General features: G+C 73.8%; 12 protein-coding genes. 8 read left to right on the forward strand and 4 right to left on the reverse strand.

The genetic code is table 11. The annotated features are described in order from the left end of the window. Positions 1-2: 2 nt before the first annotated feature. The 8 genes from AB0K82_RS20945 to AB0K82_RS20980 all read left to right on the forward strand — a co-directional run bounded on the left by AB0K82_RS20945 (position 3) and on the right by AB0K82_RS20980 (position 11277). Positions 3-1136: a gala protein gene (locus tag AB0K82_RS20945; RefSeq protein ID WP_364399125.1), complete on the forward strand. Its 1134-nt coding sequence runs from the start codon at positions 3-5 to the stop codon at positions 1134-1136. Then, positions 1133-2983 carry a hypothetical protein gene (locus AB0K82_RS20950; RefSeq protein WP_364399127.1) on the forward strand — a complete coding sequence of 617 codons (1851 nt, stop codon included), beginning with the start codon at positions 1133-1135 and terminating at the stop codon, positions 2981-2983. The genes AB0K82_RS20945 and AB0K82_RS20950 overlap by 4 nt, the downstream gene beginning before the upstream one ends. Next, positions 2977-4875, forward strand: coding sequence for an ankyrin repeat domain-containing protein (locus tag AB0K82_RS20955; protein ID WP_364399129.1), 1899 nt, complete (start codon positions 2977-2979; stop codon positions 4873-4875). Before AB0K82_RS20950 ends, AB0K82_RS20955 begins: the two co-directional genes overlap by 7 nt. A gap of 14 nt (positions 4876-4889) precedes the next feature. Next, a complete protein-coding gene (locus AB0K82_RS20960) occupies positions 4890-6230 on the forward strand; it encodes an AAA family ATPase (protein ID WP_364399131.1) in 1341 nt (446 codons plus the stop codon). Positions 6231-6232: 2 nt separating this feature from the next. Next, positions 6233-7411 carry a VWA-like domain-containing protein gene (locus tag AB0K82_RS20965; protein WP_364399133.1) on the forward strand — a complete coding sequence of 393 codons (1179 nt, stop codon included), beginning with the start codon at positions 6233-6235 and terminating at the stop codon, positions 7409-7411. Between the two features lie 309 nt (positions 7412-7720). Continuing rightward, positions 7721-8830: a histidine kinase gene (locus tag AB0K82_RS20970; RefSeq protein ID WP_364399135.1), complete on the forward strand. Its 1110-nt coding sequence runs from the start codon at positions 7721-7723 to the stop codon at positions 8828-8830. A 64-nt stretch (positions 8831-8894) separates the two neighbouring features. Then, on the forward strand, positions 8895-9557 hold the full coding sequence (locus AB0K82_RS20975) for a response regulator transcription factor (protein ID WP_364399137.1): 663 nt from the start codon (positions 8895-8897) through the stop codon (positions 9555-9557). Positions 9558-9660: 103 nt separating this feature from the next. Next, positions 9661-11277: a carboxylesterase/lipase family protein gene (locus tag AB0K82_RS20980; RefSeq protein WP_364399139.1), complete on the forward strand. Its 1617-nt coding sequence runs from the start codon at positions 9661-9663 to the stop codon at positions 11275-11277. Between the two features lie 22 nt (positions 11278-11299). On the opposite strand, the gene AB0K82_RS20985 is transcribed toward AB0K82_RS20980, so the two are convergent. The 4 genes from AB0K82_RS20985 to AB0K82_RS21000 all read right to left on the reverse strand — a co-directional run bounded on the left by AB0K82_RS20985 (position 11300) and on the right by AB0K82_RS21000 (position 17663). Further along, positions 11300-14530, reverse strand: coding sequence for a hypothetical protein (locus tag AB0K82_RS20985; RefSeq protein ID WP_364399141.1), 3231 nt, complete (start codon positions 14528-14530; stop codon positions 11300-11302). A 158-nt stretch (positions 14531-14688) separates the two neighbouring features. Continuing rightward, entirely contained in the window at positions 14689-15903 is a 1215-nt protein-coding gene (locus tag AB0K82_RS20990) for an Ig-like domain-containing protein (RefSeq protein ID WP_364399142.1), read from the reverse strand. A 289-nt stretch (positions 15904-16192) separates the two neighbouring features. Beyond that, complete coding sequence (locus AB0K82_RS20995; protein ID WP_364399144.1) at positions 16193-16723, reverse strand: hypothetical protein; 531 nt, start codon at positions 16721-16723, stop codon at positions 16193-16195. A 166-nt stretch (positions 16724-16889) separates the two neighbouring features. Further along, positions 16890-17663 carry an ABC transporter ATP-binding protein gene (locus tag AB0K82_RS21000; protein WP_364399209.1) on the reverse strand — a complete coding sequence of 258 codons (774 nt, stop codon included), beginning with the start codon at positions 17661-17663 and terminating at the stop codon, positions 16890-16892. Positions 17664-17739 lie beyond the last annotated feature (76 nt).

The raw sequence follows: 17739 nt of genomic DNA on the forward strand, positions 1-17739 counted from the left end.
AGATGGAGCCGACGCCCGTACGCTGCCCCGCGATCGAGCATCCCGACGTGCCGCCCGCCGACCCGGCGGACCTGGCACCGCTGCTCGACCGGCTCGCCGCCCCGGCCCCCGTGACGGCCGACGAGACCTTTCCGCTCGGCGCCGTACGCCCGGACGGCCGGGTCGACCTGTGCAAGCAGGGCCTCGGCCCGGCGGGCGCGGCCCTGCTGCTCCCCGTCGCGGCGGCCTCGCCGCACGCCGCGCACCTGCTGCTCGGCACCAACGCGATCGGGACCGAGGGAGCGCGAACCGTCGCCGCCGCGCTGGTCCCCGGGCACGGCCTGCGGACGCTGTACCTCGGCTGCAACCGCATCGACGCGACCGGCACCGAGGCGCTCGCCGACCGGCTGGCCGACGACACCACCGTCCGTGCCCTGTGGCTGAAGCGCAACCCGGTGCGGGACGCCGGCGTGCGCGCGCTCGCCGCGATGCTGCGCCGGAACACGACGATCCGCACGCTGGACCTGGTCAACACCGGGCTCACCGTCGATGGGCTGCGGGCCCTGCTGGCCGCGCTCACCGAGCGGCCGACGCCGGTCGAACGGCTGTTCCTCGGCGGCAACGGGCTGGGTCCCGAGTCGGCGGACACCCTCGCCGCGCTGGTCCGTGAGGCGGGAGTCCGCGAACTGTACGCCCCGGCCAACCACCTCGGCGACGGCGGCGCCGCGACGCTCGCCGCGGCGGCCGACCCGGCGCGACCGGTGTCCCTCGGCCTCGGCGGCAACGGCATCGGCCCGGACGGCGCGCGGGCGCTGGCCGACGCCCTCCACGGCGTCGAGGCGCTGGACCTGGGACGCCCGCCGTCCGAGCGCGCCCTGGGAGCGCCTGCCAACGTCACCGGTGACGCGGGCGCGGCGACGCTGGCCGCCGCGCTGCCCGGCAGCCCGCTGCGCCGCCTGGACCTGCGCCACACGGGGATCACGGGCCATGGTGCCAAGGCCGTGCTGGCCGCCGTTCCGGACGACACCCGGCTGGAGTTCGTCGGGTTCGGGCCGGGGGTGCCGCGCCGGGTGAAGCGCGCCCTGGTGCCCCGGCTGCGGCCCATCGTGTCCGGGCCTCATCCGGACGTGCACGCGATCGCGAGCCTGTACCGGTGAGTTCCGCCGTCGTCCCGGGGCTGCCGCCCCGGCCACCGTCGCGGTCCCATCCGCCGCACGAGGCGTCCCGGCTCCGCCGGATCCGGCGGTACGCCGTGCCCCGCTGGATGATCGAGCAGGCCACCGAACGGCGGCTCGCCGGCGACTGGCGGGGTGCCTGCGCGGCCGCGAACGTCGACGTCGCCTTCGACCTCCCCGACGTGGCCGATGAGTACGGCGACGCCGTCGCCGCCGAACTCGAGGACGACCTCCTCAACCTCGCCCCCGACCTGCTGCGCTGGCACCTGCCCCGGCTGGACCGCGGGCGTACGACGATCGTCCCCGACCAGCTGATCGTCCTCAGTGCGCCGGGGACGCCGCCCGGCGCCCCCTCCTCCGCGCTCCGCTCGCTGTTCGTCCGGACGCCGCGCTGGATGGTCCACGGCCCGCAGCGGCTGACCCTCGACTTCGGCCACGCGTCGGCCGATTACGTCTTCCTGGACACCGACGTCTCCTACTGCGCGTTCTGGCACGGCCTCGTCCAGCGGTGGAGCACCGCCCGGCACCTGTGGGATGTGCGGCACGCCGGCGACCTGCGCGAACGCTGTGGCGGGGACGCGGGCCGGGCGCCGTTCTTCGAGGCCGACGGCACTCCCCGGGCGCTGCCCGCCGCCGACCCCGGCCGCGCCGATCCGGCGGCGCACACCGAGTGGGTCACCCTGCTGCACGAGAGGGGCGAGGTCGCGGCGGCCTTCGCCGCGGCGGGCGTCGCCCTGGACGCCGAACCCGTCGAGATCGACCCCTATTTCAGCGTCAAGCAGGTCGAACCGCTCGACGTGTTCGAGCGGATGCCCCTGGCCCTGACGCGGCTGGAGGCGGAGATCCGGAGACTGGCGGAGCGGACGGGACGGGACCGCTTCTGGATCCCGTACACCCATTACGCCGCCGTCATCTTCGAGGCCGGTCCCTCGCAGGTCCGGGCCCGCGTCGTCGCCAACGAAGGGGGCCGGGAGCCGGACGACGCCGAGGTGCTGCCCGAGGCGTGCTGGCGCCGCCTGCCCGACCTGGACCTGCTGCGCGACGGCGGCACCCCGCCGGAGCGGCTGCATCCGCTCGTACGGGAGGCGCTGTTCCCCGGCCGCGCGGCCGCCGACGGCCCGGTGGGCCCGCCCGGCCCGGAGCCACCCGCCCCGGTCCGGGTGCGCTGCCGGGACGCCTGGCACGAGGTGTCCTCCCGCGGGGGCGTCCTCCACATCCCGCACGACGAAGAGGAGCAGCGGCGCGAGAGCGCGATGCGGGCGTTCGGCGGCGCGATCGCCGGCTGCTTCGCCGTACGGGAGACGTGGACGTCCGGCGCCGGGCGGCTGCCGAAGGCGCTGTGCGACCAGCGTCGGGAGCTGTTCTCCCGGGTGGAGCACGGAGATCTGCCCGGAGTCATCGAGCTGCTCGACGCCGGTGTCGACCCACGGATCCGCGACGGCCGACGGCGCACCCTGCTGCACCTGCTGCATCTGCTGGACCCCGGCGTCGACGTCCGGGGCGTGGGTCCGAAGCGCCGCGAACTGCTGCACCGGCTGAGCCTCCTCGACCACGACGGTCTGCTCGCCCGGCTCCTGGCCGCGGGCGTGGACATCGACGCGCGCGACGTGGAGGGGCGGACGCCGCTGTTCGCGGCGATCTGCGGAGACGGCTCGCCGGCACTGGTGCGGGCGCTGCTCGCCGCCGGCGCCCGGATCGACCTGAAGGGCGAGGTCCACGAGGAGGAGATGTCGATCCACCGGCTCCTCGACCTGCACGTCCGCGACGACCTGGACTTCCTCGTCGAGCGGATCGAGCGCGAACATCCGGAGCTCACCGAGGAATGGTGAACGCCATCAGCACGCCCGTCCCCCGGCCCGCCCGGCGGCGCCACGCCCGGTCGGCGTCCTATCCGCCGGATGAGGCGGGGAGCCTGCGCCGGATCCGGCGGTACGCCGTGCCCCGGTCGATGATCGAGCAGGCCACCGAACGCCGGCTCGCCGGCGACTGGCGCGGCGCCTGCGCGGCCGCGAACGTCGACGTCGCCTTCGACCTCGCCGACGTGGCCGACGAGTACGGCGCCGCCATCGCCGCCGAACTCGAGGACGACCTCCTCAGTTTCGCCCCCGACCTGCTGCGCTGGCACGTCCCCCGGGGCCCCTACGCGCAGACGACGATCCGTGCCGCCCAGCAGGTGCTGCTCGGCGGCTACGGCGACCGGTCCACGGGCGCGCCGGCCCTGCTGCACGTGACCACGCCGCCGAGTGCGCTCGCGCCGCAGCGTCTCGTGCTGCGTTTCGGCCCGGTCCGGTCCGAGGACCGGGCACGAAGGCCGTGGCTGCCGGAGGACCCGTGGCTGCTGCACGACTGGACCCTGATCCGGGAGCTGTGGGACGCACGCCGCGCCGGCGAGTTGCTCGCGCGCTGCGGGGGCTCGGAGCGCGCGCCGTTCTTCGAGGCGGACGGTGCTCCCCTGGCGTTGCCGGCCGCCGACCCCGGCCCCGGCGACCCGGCAGGACACACCGAATGGGTCACCCTGCTGCACGAGGCGGGCGAGGTGGAGGCGGCGTTCGCCGTGGCCGGGATCCGGCTGGACGCCTCCCGGCACCGGACCCGCTGGGCCCCTTCGACCGAGCGGCCGGGCCAATTCCCGCCGCACACCCGGCCGTCGGCCATGCTGGAGAGGGTCCCCCTCGCCCTGGCCCGTCTCGGACCGGAGATCCGGCGGCGGGCCGACCAGGGCTTCGGTCGCCGGTTCCAGGTGCCGTCCGTGCACGACTGGCGCTGCGTCCTGCTGGTGGAGGTCGAGGACGATGGCGGCCTGCGGGCCTGGGTGGTCGATCGCGAGCACGCCGAGGGGGTCCCGGTCCTGCCCGAGCCCTGCTGGCGGCGGCTGCCGGACCTGGACGCGCTGCGGCACGGCGACACCGAGCCGGACCACCTCCATCCGCTGGTCCGCGCCGCGCTGTTCCCTCGCCGTGCGGACTCCGGCGGCCCGATCGGCCCGCCGGGCCCCGAGGTCCCCGCCCCCGTACGGGTCCGGTGCCGCGGCGAATGGCACGTCGCCGCCTTCCGGGACGGGACGCTCCACATCCCGCACGACGAGGACGAGCGACGGCGGGAACGCGCCTTGGGAGCGCTCGGCGGCGCCGTCACCGGCTGCTTCGCCGTGCTGCCGGTGGTGCGGTCCGGTACCGGCCGGCTGCCGAAGGCCCTGCGAGCGCAGCGGCGCGAGCTGTTCGCCCGGGCCGCGCACGGGGACACATCGGGGGTGCTGCGGCTCCTGGACGCCGGGATGGACCCGCACATCCGCGACGGCGGCAGGCGCACGCTGCTGCACGTGCTCCACCTCCTCGATCACGAACGGCTGCTGCCGCGACTCCTGGCGGCCGGCCTGGACATCGACGCCCGTGACCACTACGACTCCACCCCGCTGCACGCCGCGGTCAGCGGCGACGGATCGCCCGACCTGGTGCGGGCGCTACTGGCCGCCGGGGCGGGGATCGAGGCCGTGAACCAGGACGGGAGCACCCCGCTGCTTCTCGCCGTGTGCCGTTCCGCCCCGGTCCCGGTCGTACGGGCGCTGTTGGACGCCGGTGCGCGGCTCGACGTCACCGACCGCTGGGGCTCGTCGATACGCGACCACATTCATCGGTGCAGGCGCACGGACCTGGCCTTCCTCGCCGAGGCGCTGGACCGAGACCATCCCGGCGTCGGCCACGGCCGCTGGCGCCGGTCGTAAGAGAAAGAGAACGCGTGAGCGCAGCCGACCGCCTGTCCACCGAGGAACCGACCGCCGCCGACCGCCCCGCCGCGGATGCCCGGAGCGGTGCCGCTCACCCCTCCGCCGCGGATGCCCTGAGCGCCACCGGCCGCCCCTCCGCCGCGGATGCCCTGAGCACCGCCGATCGTTCCTCCGCCGGGGATCCGCTGAGCGCCGCCGACGACCTGGTGCGCCGGCTCGGGGCGCGGCGGACGGAGCCGGCCGCGAACCCGCAGCTCGAGGCACTGGCCCTGGCCGTGTCCGCGAACCTTCCCGTGCTGCTGTGGGGCGAGCCCGGCATCGGCAAGTCCGCGGCGCTCCAGCAGCTCGCGGCCGGGCTCGGCGTTCCGCTGGAGACCGTGATCGCCAGCGTGCACGAGCCGTCCGACTTCGCCGGCCTGCCGATCATCGGGGACGACCCCGCCGCCTCGGGGGTGCCGATGGCCCCGCCGGACTGGGCGGTCCGGCTGGCCACGGCGGGGCGCGGTCTCGTGTTCTTCGACGAGTTGTCCTCCGCTCCCCCGGCCGTGCAGGCGGCCCTGCTCCGGGTCGTGCTCGAACGCCGGGTCGGCAGCCTCACCCTGCCCGAACCGGTCCGCGTGGTCGCCGCCGCCAATCCGCCGTCGAGCGCGGCGGACGGGTGGCACCTGAGCCCGCCCCTCGCCAACCGGTTCGTCCACCTGCAGTGGACGCACGACCCGAGAACGGTGGCGCGCGGCATGGCCGGAACCTGGCCGGAGGTCGTGATCCCCCGCGTCGACCCGGGCCGGGTGCCCAGTGCGGTCGCCCGCGCCCGAGGCGCGATCTCCGGGTTCCTCACCGCGCGGCCCGGCCTGACGCACCACCTGCCCGAGGACGCCGAGGGCCGGGGCCGCGGCTGGCCGTCGCCGCGCACCTGGGAGATGACGTTGCGGCTGCTCGCGACCGGTTACGCCACCGGCGCCGACCAGAAGGCGGTCGCCGCCGCCGTGGTCGGCGCGGTGGGGGACGGCACCGGCCTGGAACTGCTCTCCTACCTCGAAGAGCTCGACCTCCCGGACCCGAACCGCGTGCTGGCCGACCCGGACGCGTTCGCGCTGCCCGAGCGGGGCGACCGGCAGCTCGCGTTCCTCACCGCCGTCGTCTCCGCGGTGCAGACGAACCTCACCCGCCGGCGCTGGGAGGCGGGCTGGACGGTCCTGGCCAAGGCGGTCGACGCGGGAGTGCCGGACGTGGCGGCCCGGGCCGCCGCCGACCTGGCCGTGCTGCGCGACACCGACTGGCCGGTGCCCCGCGGCATCGACGCGTTCATCGACCTGCTCCAGCTGTCCGGCGCGCTGCCGGGCGGTGCCTGAGCATGGCCGGACTCGACCGGGTCAAACTGCTCGCCGCTCGGTACCGCGCCGCGACCGACCGGCCGTACCTCGCGTCGGCGCTGTACTCGCTGACGGTCGTGCCGAGCACCGGCGTGCCGACCATGGGCGTCGACCGGCACTGGCGGTGCTACGTGTCCCCGGCGTTCGTGGACGCCACGCCCGTGCCGGAGCTCGCGGGCGTGTGGATCCACGAGGTGGCGCACCTGCTCCGCGACCACCACGGCCGCGCCGACCGGCTCTCCCCCGCCGACCGGCGGGACCGGCTGCGCGTGAACGTCGCCCAGGACTGCGAGATCAACGACGACCTGCTCGCCGACGGGCTGACGCTGCCGGCCGGCCGGGTGGAGCCCCGCTCCTTCGGGCTGGCCACCGGCGAGCTGTTCGAGACGTACCTTCCCCACCTTCCTCCGTCGGTGACCTGCTCCGACTGCGGGTCCGGCGCCCACGGCTCGCCGGCGGACTGGGAGATCTCCGGTGCGGACGGACCGGGCGGCGTCAGTTCGGTCGAGGCCGAGGCGCTGCGCCGGCACACCGCCGAGGCGATGCGCGCCCACCTCCGCAATCGCGGCGACCTCCCGGGGGGCTGGCGGCGCTGGGCCGAGCAGGTCCTCGAGCCGTCGGTCGACTGGCGCCGGGTGCTGGCGGGCGCCGTGCGGGAGGCGGTGGCCTGGGCCGCCGGAGCGGTCGACTACACCTATCGCCGCCCGTCTCGGCGCACCGCCGCCCTCCGCGGCGTCGTGCTGCCGAGCCTGCGCCGACCTCTGCCCGTCGTGGCGATCGTCATCGACACCTCCGGGTCCATGGGCGAGGACGAGCTGGCGGCGGCCCTGGCCGAGGTGACCGGCGTGCTGCGCGAGGTCGGCGTGGGCGGCAACCGGGTCACCGTGCTGGCCTGCGACGCCGACGTGCAGACGGCCGCGCGGGTGACCTCCGCGCGGCAGGTGGAGCTCGCCGGGGGCGGCGGCACGGACATGCGGGTGGGGATCCGGTCCGCGCTCGCCCTTCCCGAACGCCCCGGCGTCGTCATCGTGCTGACCGACGGCTTCACCCCCTGGCCCGAGGAGCCGGCGTCGTCCCGGATCATCGCCGCGCTGATCGGCGCCGACCCGCCGTCCCCGCCCGCCTGGGTCGAGGCCGTGCACGTCACCGACCTGCGCTGACCGGCCGCGGCGGGCCGCCGGGAGGGGCCGGGACGCGGCCCCGGACGGCTCCTGCCGGCCGCCGGGACTAGCCTGGTCGGGCCAGGGGATCGATGAGGGGGCCGGGTCGCGATGACCACACGACGCGAGCGCCTGCGGGCCGAGCTCGACCATAACTCTGCTATGTCTCGTAATTCAACGGCCTGGCGCGGACGCCGGGACGGCTGTTCATTCGGAGGAGGGAGGGGGCATCGGTCGAGGGAGGGAGGCGGCGAGTGACGCGAGGAGGCATACTCGCCCGCGGTATTCCGCTGAGCGCAGGAGTCGGCCGTGCGAACTGGCATCTTCCGGGTCTCACGGCTCGACGTCGCCGTGACCGCCGTCGTCACCGTCGGGACGGTGACGACGGCGTTCGTCCCGTACCGGCAGCCGTGGTGGTTCCTGGTACTGACGCTGTCGGCCTCGGTGCCGGTGGTCTGGCGGCGCCGGGCCGTCCTCACCGTGGGCGGCGTGGTCGGCGGCTCGACGACGGTCCTGGCGATCATCGCCCCCTCGCTGCCGCACCCGCCGCTGCTGTTGCTGCCGTACGGCGTGCTCGTCTCCGTCTACACGTTCGCGGCGGGGGCCCTGTCGCCACCGCGGCGGGCCGTCGGCATCGGCGCGCTGGCCTTCGGCGTGTTCGTGTCCCTGGCCGTCCCGGGCGAGGACCTGGAGACCTACCGCTATCTCGTCACGGCCGTCGTCGCGGCGTACGCCGTGGGGATCGGCGCGCGGGCACGGCGGGCCGCGCGCGCCGCCGACCGGGAACGCGAGCGCCGGATCCGGGAGGAGCGCGCCGCCGCGGTCGAGCGCGAACGCACCCGCATCGCCCGCGACATGCACGACATCGTCACCCACTCGGTCGGCGTGATGGTGGTGCAGGCGGAGGCCGGATCGCTCGTCGTACGCGACGACCCGGACAAGGCCGAGGCCGTCTTCGAGGCGATCTCCGAGGCCGGGCGGGAGGCGGTCGGCCAGCTCCGCCTCATCCTCGGCGCCCTGCGGAGCGGCCGGCCCTACGATGGGCCGGTGCCCGGGGTCGAGGCCATACCCGGGCTGGTGGGCAACGCCCGCCGAGCGGGCCTCGACGCCGCCCTGGACGTGCGCGGTGAACCACGGCCGGTCGCGGCCGACGTGGACGCCGCCGCGTACCGCGTCGTCCAGGAGGCGCTGACCAACACCATCCGGCACGCGGGCGCCCGAACCGTGGCCGTACGGCTCTGCTGGTCCCCCGACACATTGGAGATCGAAGTGACGGACGACGGCCGGGGCTTCCCCGACCTGCGCGAGGGGCACGGCCTCATCGGCATGCGGGAACGCGTCGCCGGCTGCGGCGGCAGGCTCGCCGTGCGCTCCGGCGGCCGCGGCTGCACGATGACCGCCACGCTGCCGATCGCATGAGCGAGCGAAGCGAACGAATCATGAGCACGACGGTTCCGGTCACTCCTTCGGCGGAGGAGGCCGCATGAGAGCCCTGCGCGTCCTGGTCGCCGACGACCAGGATCTGTTCCGGGGCGGCTTCGCGATGATCCTGAACGCCCATGACGACATCACCGTCGTCGGTGAGGCCGCCGACGGAGCGGAGGCGATCGCGAAGGCGGTCGAGCTGCGACCGGACGTCGTGCTCATGGACATTCGCATGCCCGGCGTCGACGGCGTCGAGGCCACCGCCGAGGTGTGCCGGCGGACGACGGCGAAGGTCCTCGTCCTGACCATGTACGACGTCGACGAGTACGTCTACGACGCGCTGCGCGCCGGCGCGGGGGGCTTCCTCCTCAAGGACGTGCGGCGCGACGAGCTCGTACGGGCGGTGCGCCTGGTGGCCGCCGGCGAGTCGCTGCTGGCACCGAGCGTCACCCGGCGGCTGATCGCGGACGTCGTCGGCCGGGGCAAGGCGCGTCCCGGGCTGCGCCGCCGGCTCGACGAGCTGACCGGCCGGGAGATCGACACGCTGCGGCTGCTCGCGCAGGGCCGGTCGAACGCCGAGATCGCGGCCGAGCTGCTGGTCACCGAGCACACGGTGAAGACGCACGTGAGCAACCTGCTGACCAAGCTGGATCTGCGCGACCGCGCCCAGGCGGTGGTCTTCGCGTACGAGTCCGGGCTGGTCGTCCCCGGCGACGACTGAGCGGTCTCGTTCCGCGGGACCAGACGGGGTTCACTCGCGTCGGCGATCCCGCGGAGCGCTCCGGTGGCCGATGCTGCGGCGGTCTTCGAGAAGGAGTCTGCTCATGCTGAAACGGATCTCCGCGGCGCTGGCGTTCGCCGGCGCCGCGGTGATGATGTCCTCCTGCGCGTCGTCCGCGACGCCCGCCGGCACCGGGAGCCGCGCGGGCTGCACCACGACCACCTCGCTCGGGGTGGTCGCGGGTACCGCCCGCGCCGGCCTGTGCGCGTTCCGGGGCATCCGGTACGCCCAGGCGCCGGTCGGGTCGCTGCGCTTCCGCCCACCGCGGCCCGTCGGGCGCTGGCGCGGCACGCTCCAGGCGACCGACGACAAGGCGGTCTGCCCGCAGGACCGGGACACCATGTCGGAGGACTATCCCGACGCCCGCACGCTGTTCACCGACGAGGACTGCCTGCGCCTCAACGTGTGGACCCCCGCCACCGACCACCGCCGCCGGCCGGTGATCGTGTTCGTCCATGGTGGCGCCGCCCGCTTCGGCACGGCCAACGAACCGCGCTACGACGGGGCGAAGCTCGCCACCCGGGGGGATGCGGTCGTGGTCTCCATCAACTACCGGCTCGGCGTGCTCGGCTGGTCCGAGCTTGGCGGGCTGGACCCCTCCTACAAGGGATCGGGCAACAACGGCCTGCGCGACCAGATGACCGCCCTGCGGTGGGTGCGCGACCACATCGCCGACTTCGGCGGCGACCCGGCGAACGTCACCGCGGTCGGGGAGTCCGCGGGCGCCTTCTCCCTGAGCGCGATGCTGGCCACCGACCATCCGGAGCGGCTGTTCCGGCGGGTGATCCTGGAGAGCGGCAGTGGCGCCCTCGTGCACTCCGCCGCGTACGAGCGCAAGGTCGCCTCGGCGCTGCCGGTGAAGAGCGTGGCCGAGCTGCGCCGCATGTCGACGAAGCAGATCCTCGACATGCAGAACAAGGTCATTGACCAGGACGAGCCGGGCATCCTCGGTGCGACGTACTTCGCCCCGTACATCGACGGCACCCTCGTCCGGGACTCGGTGGTCAAGCGGGTCGCCCAGGGCAACGCCCGCGGCGTGGACCTGCTGCTCGGGACGAACCGCGACGAGATGAACTTCTTCGGCCAGCTCGGTCCCGAGGCGATGACCGGCATCGCGCAGCAGTACGAGACGGTGTTCTTCCCGCACGAACTCGCCGCGCGCCGGAAGCGCATGGTCGTGGCCTACCGCAAGGGCCGGTCGGCGACCGCGGCGGCGCTGGCGATGTTCACCGACCAGGGCATGCGTGTGCCGGCGACCCGGCTCGCACAGGCGCAGAGCCGCTGGCGGCCGACGTACCTGTACGAGTTCGGCTGGCGGCCGACCGAGGAGTACGGCGCCGTGCACACGATCGAGCTGCCGTTCGTCTTCGGGTCGTTCCGGTTCACCGGGATCCTGGGCGGTGACAAGGCGTTCCAGGCCGACCGGGCCCGCCTCACCACGTTGTCGGACCAGATGATCGACGCCTGGACGTCGTTCACCCGCGCCGGCGACCCGAACGCCCGGCGTACCGTCCAGCGCCCCACCTGGCCGGCGTACCGGGCGCCGCAGCGCGCCACGATGATGTGGAACGTCGACGCCACGGTCGCGAACGATCCGCGTGGCCGGGAGCGCGCCCTCTGGGACGGCTACCCGTTCACCGCGTTCGACCTGCCCGCCTGAGGCCCCGTCCGCCCGCTCCGGGTCATCGGGTATCGGCGGTGCGCCGTCTTCCGGCGGCCGCGACCCGGAGTCCCGGGGCGAGGTGGTCGAGGTCCGTGTCCGGCCACCGCTGCTCGACCGCCCTGACGAGCGCGGCCACCAGGTCGCGGCCGTCGACCCCGCGGCCCGCCGCCCCGTCTTCGGGCAGCCGGTGCCACAGCTCGTTGACGGTCTCGAGGTAGGCGTCGGTCGGCCGCACGGCGTTCGCCTGGTGGAGCAGGTCGAGCACCGCCGCGGCCGGCAGCCTGCCGACGTCGTCGCGCAGGCGCAGGAGGACGAGCCGGTGCAGCTCGGGGAAGGCGGCCGCCGCCCGGAGGGATTCGCGGTAGAGCGCCGCGCGCTCGTCGCCGGCCGAGTCGCGGGCGTGGTCGAGCCGCCCGAGCCGGTACCCGGGCAGGTCGGCCTCCTCGTCGGCCGACCTGAACCGAACGCGGTCGCCCATGGCATGGGACGACGGCACGGACTGGAGGAGCAGCAGCCCCATCCGCCAGTCCGGCAGGAACGCCAGGGTCCGTACGAGCATCCCCAGGTCGCTCGTCGCGGCCACCCGAAGGTCGTACGATCCGGGATCGCCGGAGAGGAAGACCTCATAGTCGGTCGCCTCGGGCCGGCTGCCCAGAGGCGCGATGGCGAACGCGTCGAGGACCGAGACCGCGGATCCGTCCTCCCGGCTCACCCGGATCCGCAGCTCATCGGCCAGCCAGACCCTGACCCGCAGGGTCTTCAGGATCCTGTCCCATTCGGACGGGGACAGCTGGGCCTTCCAGAGTCTGCTCAGCCCGATCCAGCGCTCCACGGCGGCGGCCCCGGAACCGGGGAACATCTCGGCGACGGTGATCCCTTCGCCGGACAGGAGGACGAGGAGGACGGTGAGGTTCGCCGTGTACGCGGCGAGCCGCCGGGTGACGGGATGCGTCACCGGCTCGTAGGCGGTGTAGGACCGTCCGGCGTGGGGGTACAGCGCGCCGTCGAGGAGCTCGCACAGCAGTGCCCGGCGCCCACGCTCCTCCGGCCGGCGGCGGAGCAACTCGCCGAGGAAGTCGACGATCGGCCCGCGTTCGGCGACGCACGCGAAGGACAGGACCGCGAACAGGAAACCGTCGTCCGGCCGGCCACCGGCCGCCGTCGACCGCGCGCTCATCACCTCCTTCACGGCGGTCAGGTCGTCGAGCACGCGGACGGCGAGCCAGGCGACCAGGAACTCCGCGAAGGTCGGATGCAGGAACTCGAAGGTCCGGGTCCGCTGATCGTGGATCCGGGCCTCGGAGCGGTGGATGAAGAAGAACCGGCCGGTCGTGCGCTGCGCGGGACTCAGCGCGGCCCGCTCGTCGACGCCGGGGTCCCGGTGCTGGGGCAGCAGGACGGACAGGTCGCGATCCAGCTCGGCCTCGTCGGCGGTCTGCCGGCCGCGATTGAACATGGCCAGCGCGGCGACGGCCAGATGCTCCAGCTCCGCCTCCGCCAGCCGCCGCTGCGCGTCCGACGGCAGGGACGCGGTCTCCGGCGCCTTGCGTATCTCGCGGAACGCGAAGTCCAGGAGCAGCGCCTCGTACAGGTCGGCCTGGCCGAGGCTCCCGGTAGCGGCCTGCAGCGCGTTGTCCTGGGCGTCGAAGATGGCGAGCATGAGCAGGAGCAGTGGCTGGCGCGCCAGCTCTCGATGGGCCAGGACGGTCTCGACGGGAAGCGGCCGGCGGGACCGCGTCGTGAGGAGCGCCGCGTTGTGCCGGTGCCAGACGTCCAGCCAGTAGCGCACCTGGTCGTCGGTGAAGGGCAGGAGTCGCAGCGCGACGGTGCCCGCCGGATACCGTACGCGGTCGGCGACCACGGTACGGCTCGTCACGATCACGGCGATCGGCTGCCCGAGCGCCGACTGCCGGCGCTGCAGATCACGGACCTGCTCCAGGTAGTCGTACCGGTTAACGCCCGCCGCCTGCAGCATCTCGTCGAAGCCGTCGAGGATCACGACGGGCAACGCGCCGTCGGCCGCCTCGAGGAGGTCGGGCAGACTCACCCGTTCACCCGACTGGCGGTGGATCGCCTGCTCGATCTGCTCCTGGACCATCGACTCGGCGGCGACCTGCCGGAGTTCGACCCGGATCGGCAGGAAGTCCTCCTCCGGCAGGCGGGAGGCGAGGACCTCGGTCAGCTTCGACTTGCCCGATCCCGGCTCGCCGAGGACCACCAGCGGGGCCCGGACCGCCCGCGGAGAGGTCAGGAACCCGGACAGGAACGCCGCGGCATGCGGCTCCCGCACCTGTTCGTCCGCCCAGAACTCCGGGTCGGCCGGGCTCTCCGACGGGGGGACCTCCGCCACCTTGCATCGCGGGTTGACGTACGCGTCACCGAGGGCGGGCAGGACGACCCCGTCGGGCGCCCGGCCGGTCGCGACGATCGGCTCGGACAGCGCCGCGCGGTATCCCCGGAGCAGGTGGCGTCTCGGCCGGTCGCCCGGCCGGTTCGCCGCCATGGTGCCGAGGAGCCTTCCCACCTCGGACAGTCCCGCGCCGAGCGCTTCCAGCCGGGTGAGATTCGCCCAGACCTCGAACTCCCGGTTGTCCGTCGCGAGCCTCCGGAACGCCTTCTCGTAGTTCTCGAGCGCGGCCGGTGGCACGGCCGCCACCGCCCGGGTCAGGCGAGCGCGCTCCGGGCCGGAGAGCGCGTCCCACGCGGCGACGCCCCGCAGAAAGGCCGTCAGCCGCCGCGACATCTGCTCGTACGTCGACCTGATCGCCGCTCGGGTGCTCTCGTACGGGACGTGCGGCTCGGGCAGCGGGAGCCGGTCGTTCAGCAGCCCGTCGACCAGTTCGGCGCCCCCGCGCGCGGGCAGACCGCCGGTCGCCTGGGCGACCTTCTCGCCGGGGGCCAGGTCGAAACGCTCCAGCCCGATCGCGGGATCCGACTGTTCCAGCGCCTCGAAGTAGGAGCAGACCACGAGGACGGCGTGGGCCGCCGCGAGCCGCTGCGTACGGTCGAAGCGCGACAGCCCGTTGCGCCGCTCCGCGATCCGGCGCACGGTGTCGTGCCCGAACCTGACGATCTCCTCTTTGAGGTCGAACAGGTTGAGGGCGGCGGACATGTCGTTCCCGGTCGCCAGCGCGGCGACGGACCACGTCACCAGGCCCGCGGCCGCCAGCCGGTCGGCGAGGCCGATCAGCCGGCTGGGACGGCCGCCGAGGATCTTCAGAGCGTCGGCGTAGGTCAGCGACTCTGCCACTCAGGCTCCTTAGAGAGGGGAGGGTTCGCCCCCTATCATCGGCCGACAGAGCCGGGCGTCCCACTCGCGCCCGCGTAAGGTGCCGGGACCGGGCGAGAGCCGCTTCGGGCAAGCGAAAGCCGGGCGGATCGGTGCGACCCGCCCGGCTTCGTCGCTCGTCAGTTGCCCGCCGGGGCTCCGGAGGACGCCGTGAGGGCGGTCGTCGTCACCGGCTGCTTCGTGGCGCTCTCCTTCATCCACTTGGTGAAGGACAGCTGCCAGTAGCCCCAGCCGTTGTTCCACTCGAGGTCACGGGTCGTGCCGCTGATGACGATGACGTCGCCGCGGTTGCTCAGGTTGAAGAACCACTTGGCGCCGGCGGGCGTCTGCCGCACGCAGCCGTGACTGCAGTTGCTGTGGCCGAGGCACCCGTACTCGCCGGGGCTCTCGTGGAGGTACTCGCCACTGTTGCTGATCTGCACGTCCTTGTAGACGAGCTCGTGGTAGTACCCGGGCTCGCCCTCCTTGATGTTCGGCGAGGTCATGGTCACGACCGGGGACTTGCCCATCGCCAGGTGGACGCCGCTCGTGGTGCGGAAGTCGTTGCCGTGGGAGTCGCCGCCGCCCATGCCGCCACTGACCTTGATGGTCTTGGCGAGCCTGCCGTCGACGTAGACCTTGTTCAGGTGGGTCTTGAGGTTGACCTTGGCGATGTGGGACGCGCCGATCGAGAAGTTCTTCGTGACGTCCTTGGTCCCGTACACGCCGGAGGACGCCCGGACGCCCGCCATGTGCGCGACGAGGCTGACCTTGCTGTGCGCGGGCCAGTAGTCCTTCGTCCGGAAGATGACCTGCTGGCTGGTGATCCAGCGCCAGGCGCCCTGCATCGGGGAGGTCGACCGCACCTCGAGCGCCTTCTCGACGGCGGCCTTGTTGGCGACCGGCCGGTCGAAGCTCACGGTGATCGGCATGCCGACGCCGACGGTCTCCCCGGCCCGTGGGATCACGTCGCTGATCTTCACCGTCGAGGACGCCCTGAGGGTCGTGAACTTACTCGTGGCGGTCGTGACCTTGCCGTCCGCGTTCTTCGCGGTGGCGGTCACGGTGTACGCGGTGCCGGGCTTGAGCGTCCACTTCGTCTGCCAGGTCTTCTTGTCCGCGGACAGGGCGCCGTCGACGGTGCCGGATCCGGCCTGAACGCTCACCTGCTGCAGGACGCCGCTGGCCGCCGTCACCGTCACGCCCTTGTCCGGGCGCACCTTGGCGGCCCCGTTGGCCGGCGTGATGGTGGCCGCCGCGTCCGGTGCCTTGGCGGACTTGCCCGTCGTGGAGGCGTCGCCGCTCGATGAGCACGCCGCGGCCAGTGTGAGAAGGGCCGCGGCCGCCGCCGGCATGACCCATCGACCCGATCGACTGATGCGCACTGATGACCCCACTTCGCGCAGAAAGATGCGCGGCTCATCACGGCAGAACGGAGGCGCGCATCGGTAGATCCCCGGTAATTTGAGCATCATAGTATCGATCATCGCCAATTAACCGGGCAATACCGCTTTTGCGGCCACTGACTCGCGAAACGGTGATACGAGGCAGGCGGTCGCCGCGCTCTTCGACGTGAACGCCGGAGGATACGACGGGACCCCGCTGGTCGGCTCGACCGGCGGGGTCCCGCGTCCTTCCCGCCTGTCAGCGGGTGAAGACGGTGAGCGTCTCGGCCACCGGACGCGGATCTCGCGGCGAACACGGAACGACGACGTCGCCGAAGGGTGCGGTGCTCACCTTGAGCACGACCTTGGCGAGCCGGAGCCGATCGACGCCGATCGCCCTCGGAACCCACCCGCCCGCGAGGTCGCCGGTGACGGGCTCGTACGCGGCGACCGGACCGCCGGAACCCGACAGCCGGAACGTACCGGTCTGCGCGCCGGCGACGTCGACGTCGGCGACGGCGACGGCGGTCCAGGAGGTCACCGCCACCGGCGGACGCAGGCTGAGCCGGGAGACGTGCAGGTCGACCCGCGTGAACGTGCCGACCGTTGGTCGGTTCGGCGTCGCGGTCAGAGTGCCGTCGAACTGCACGCCCCGGTCCCCGAGGATCGGCACCGCGCACGTGTAGACCATGGAGAAACGGGCCGCGCTTGCGGGCGCCTGGGTGAGGACGAGGCCGAGTGCGACGGTCGTGGCCGCGGTGACGATGCGTCGGTCGAAAGACTTGATCATCTGATCTCCTTGGCAGAGGTCGTTTCCGCCAAGAAGACGATCACGGGTGACCGGCCGGGCCACCCCTGTGAAACGCGATTCGACGGAATCTTTGAGCCGCCGGTACCTCGCGCGGGGCGCCGCCGAGCGGTGGACCGGCCCCCGCCCCGCCCCGTCCGCGCCGGCCCTACCGCCGCCGTGCCGCGGGCACGACCAGGGGCGTCCCGGTCTCCGGATCGTCGATCACGCGACAGGGCAGGCCGAAGACCTCCTCCACCCGCTCGGCCGTGACCACCTCAGCGGGGGCTCCCTCGGCGACCACCCGCCCGCCGCGCATCGCGATCAGATGGTCGGCGTACCGTGCCGCGTGGTTCAGGTCGTGCAGCACGGCGACGAGGGTGCGGCCCTGCTCCCGCTGCAGGCGCGCGCACAGGTCGAGCACGTCGATCTGATGGGCGATGTCCAGGTAGGTCGTTGGCTCGTCCAGGAGCAGCAGCGGGGTCTCCTGGGCCAGCGCCATCGCGATCCAGACGCGCTGGCGCTGACCGCCGGACAACTCGTCGACGCAGGCGCCGGCCAGCTCCGCCACGCCGGTGGCGGCCATCGACTCCTGGACGACGCGTTCGTCGTCGGCCGACCACTGGCGGAACAGGCCCTGGTGGGGGTGCCGGCCGCGCGCCACCAGGTCGGCGACCCTGATGCCCTCCGGGGCGATAGACGACTGCGGCAGCAGCCCGAGCGTTCGCGCGACCGTACGCGTGGCCTGCGCGTGGATGTCCCGGCCGTCCAGCAGCACGGTGCCGGAGCGCGGCCTGAGCATGCGCGCGAGCGCGCGCAGCAGCGTCGACTTGCCGCAGGCGTTCGGCCCCACGATGACGGTGAAGGACCGGTCGGGGATCGCCACGGTCAGCTCCTCGGCGACGACCCGGCGCTCGTACGCGAGCGTCAGTGCCCGCCCCATGAGCCTGGTTCCGCCCGCTCCCGCGCCCCGCTCCCCCTCCGCCGGTCCGGCCGCGTCGTCCGGCGGACGGGGCGCG

Source organism: Actinoallomurus sp. NPDC052274 (assembly GCF_040679475.1).
Taxonomy (GTDB): domain Bacteria; phylum Actinomycetota; class Actinomycetes; order Streptosporangiales; family Streptosporangiaceae; genus Actinoallomurus; species Actinoallomurus liliacearum.

Excerpts from the sequence above, each read along its gene's own strand:
- AB0K82_RS20990 (WP_364399142.1), bottom strand. The coding sequence starts at position 15,903 with ATGCCGGCGGCGGCCGCGGCCCTTCTCACACTGGCCGCGGCGTGCTCA.
- AB0K82_RS20980 (WP_364399139.1), top strand. The coding sequence starts at position 9,661 with ATGCTGAAACGGATCTCCGCGGCGCTGGCGTTCGCCGGCGCCGCGGTG.
- AB0K82_RS20955 (WP_364399129.1), top strand. The coding sequence starts at position 2,977 with ATGGTGAACGCCATCAGCACGCCCGTCCCCCGGCCCGCCCGGCGGCGC.
- AB0K82_RS20975 (WP_364399137.1), top strand. The coding sequence starts at position 8,895 with ATGAGAGCCCTGCGCGTCCTGGTCGCCGACGACCAGGATCTGTTCCGG.
- AB0K82_RS20965 (WP_364399133.1), top strand. The coding sequence starts at position 6,233 with ATGGCCGGACTCGACCGGGTCAAACTGCTCGCCGCTCGGTACCGCGCC.
- AB0K82_RS20995 (WP_364399144.1), bottom strand. The coding sequence starts at position 16,723 with ATGATCAAGTCTTTCGACCGACGCATCGTCACCGCGGCCACGACCGTC.
- AB0K82_RS21000 (WP_364399209.1), bottom strand. The coding sequence starts at position 17,663 with ATGGGGCGGGCACTGACGCTCGCGTACGAGCGCCGGGTCGTCGCCGAG.
- AB0K82_RS20945 (WP_364399125.1), top strand. The coding sequence starts at position 3 with ATGGAGCCGACGCCCGTACGCTGCCCCGCGATCGAGCATCCCGACGTG.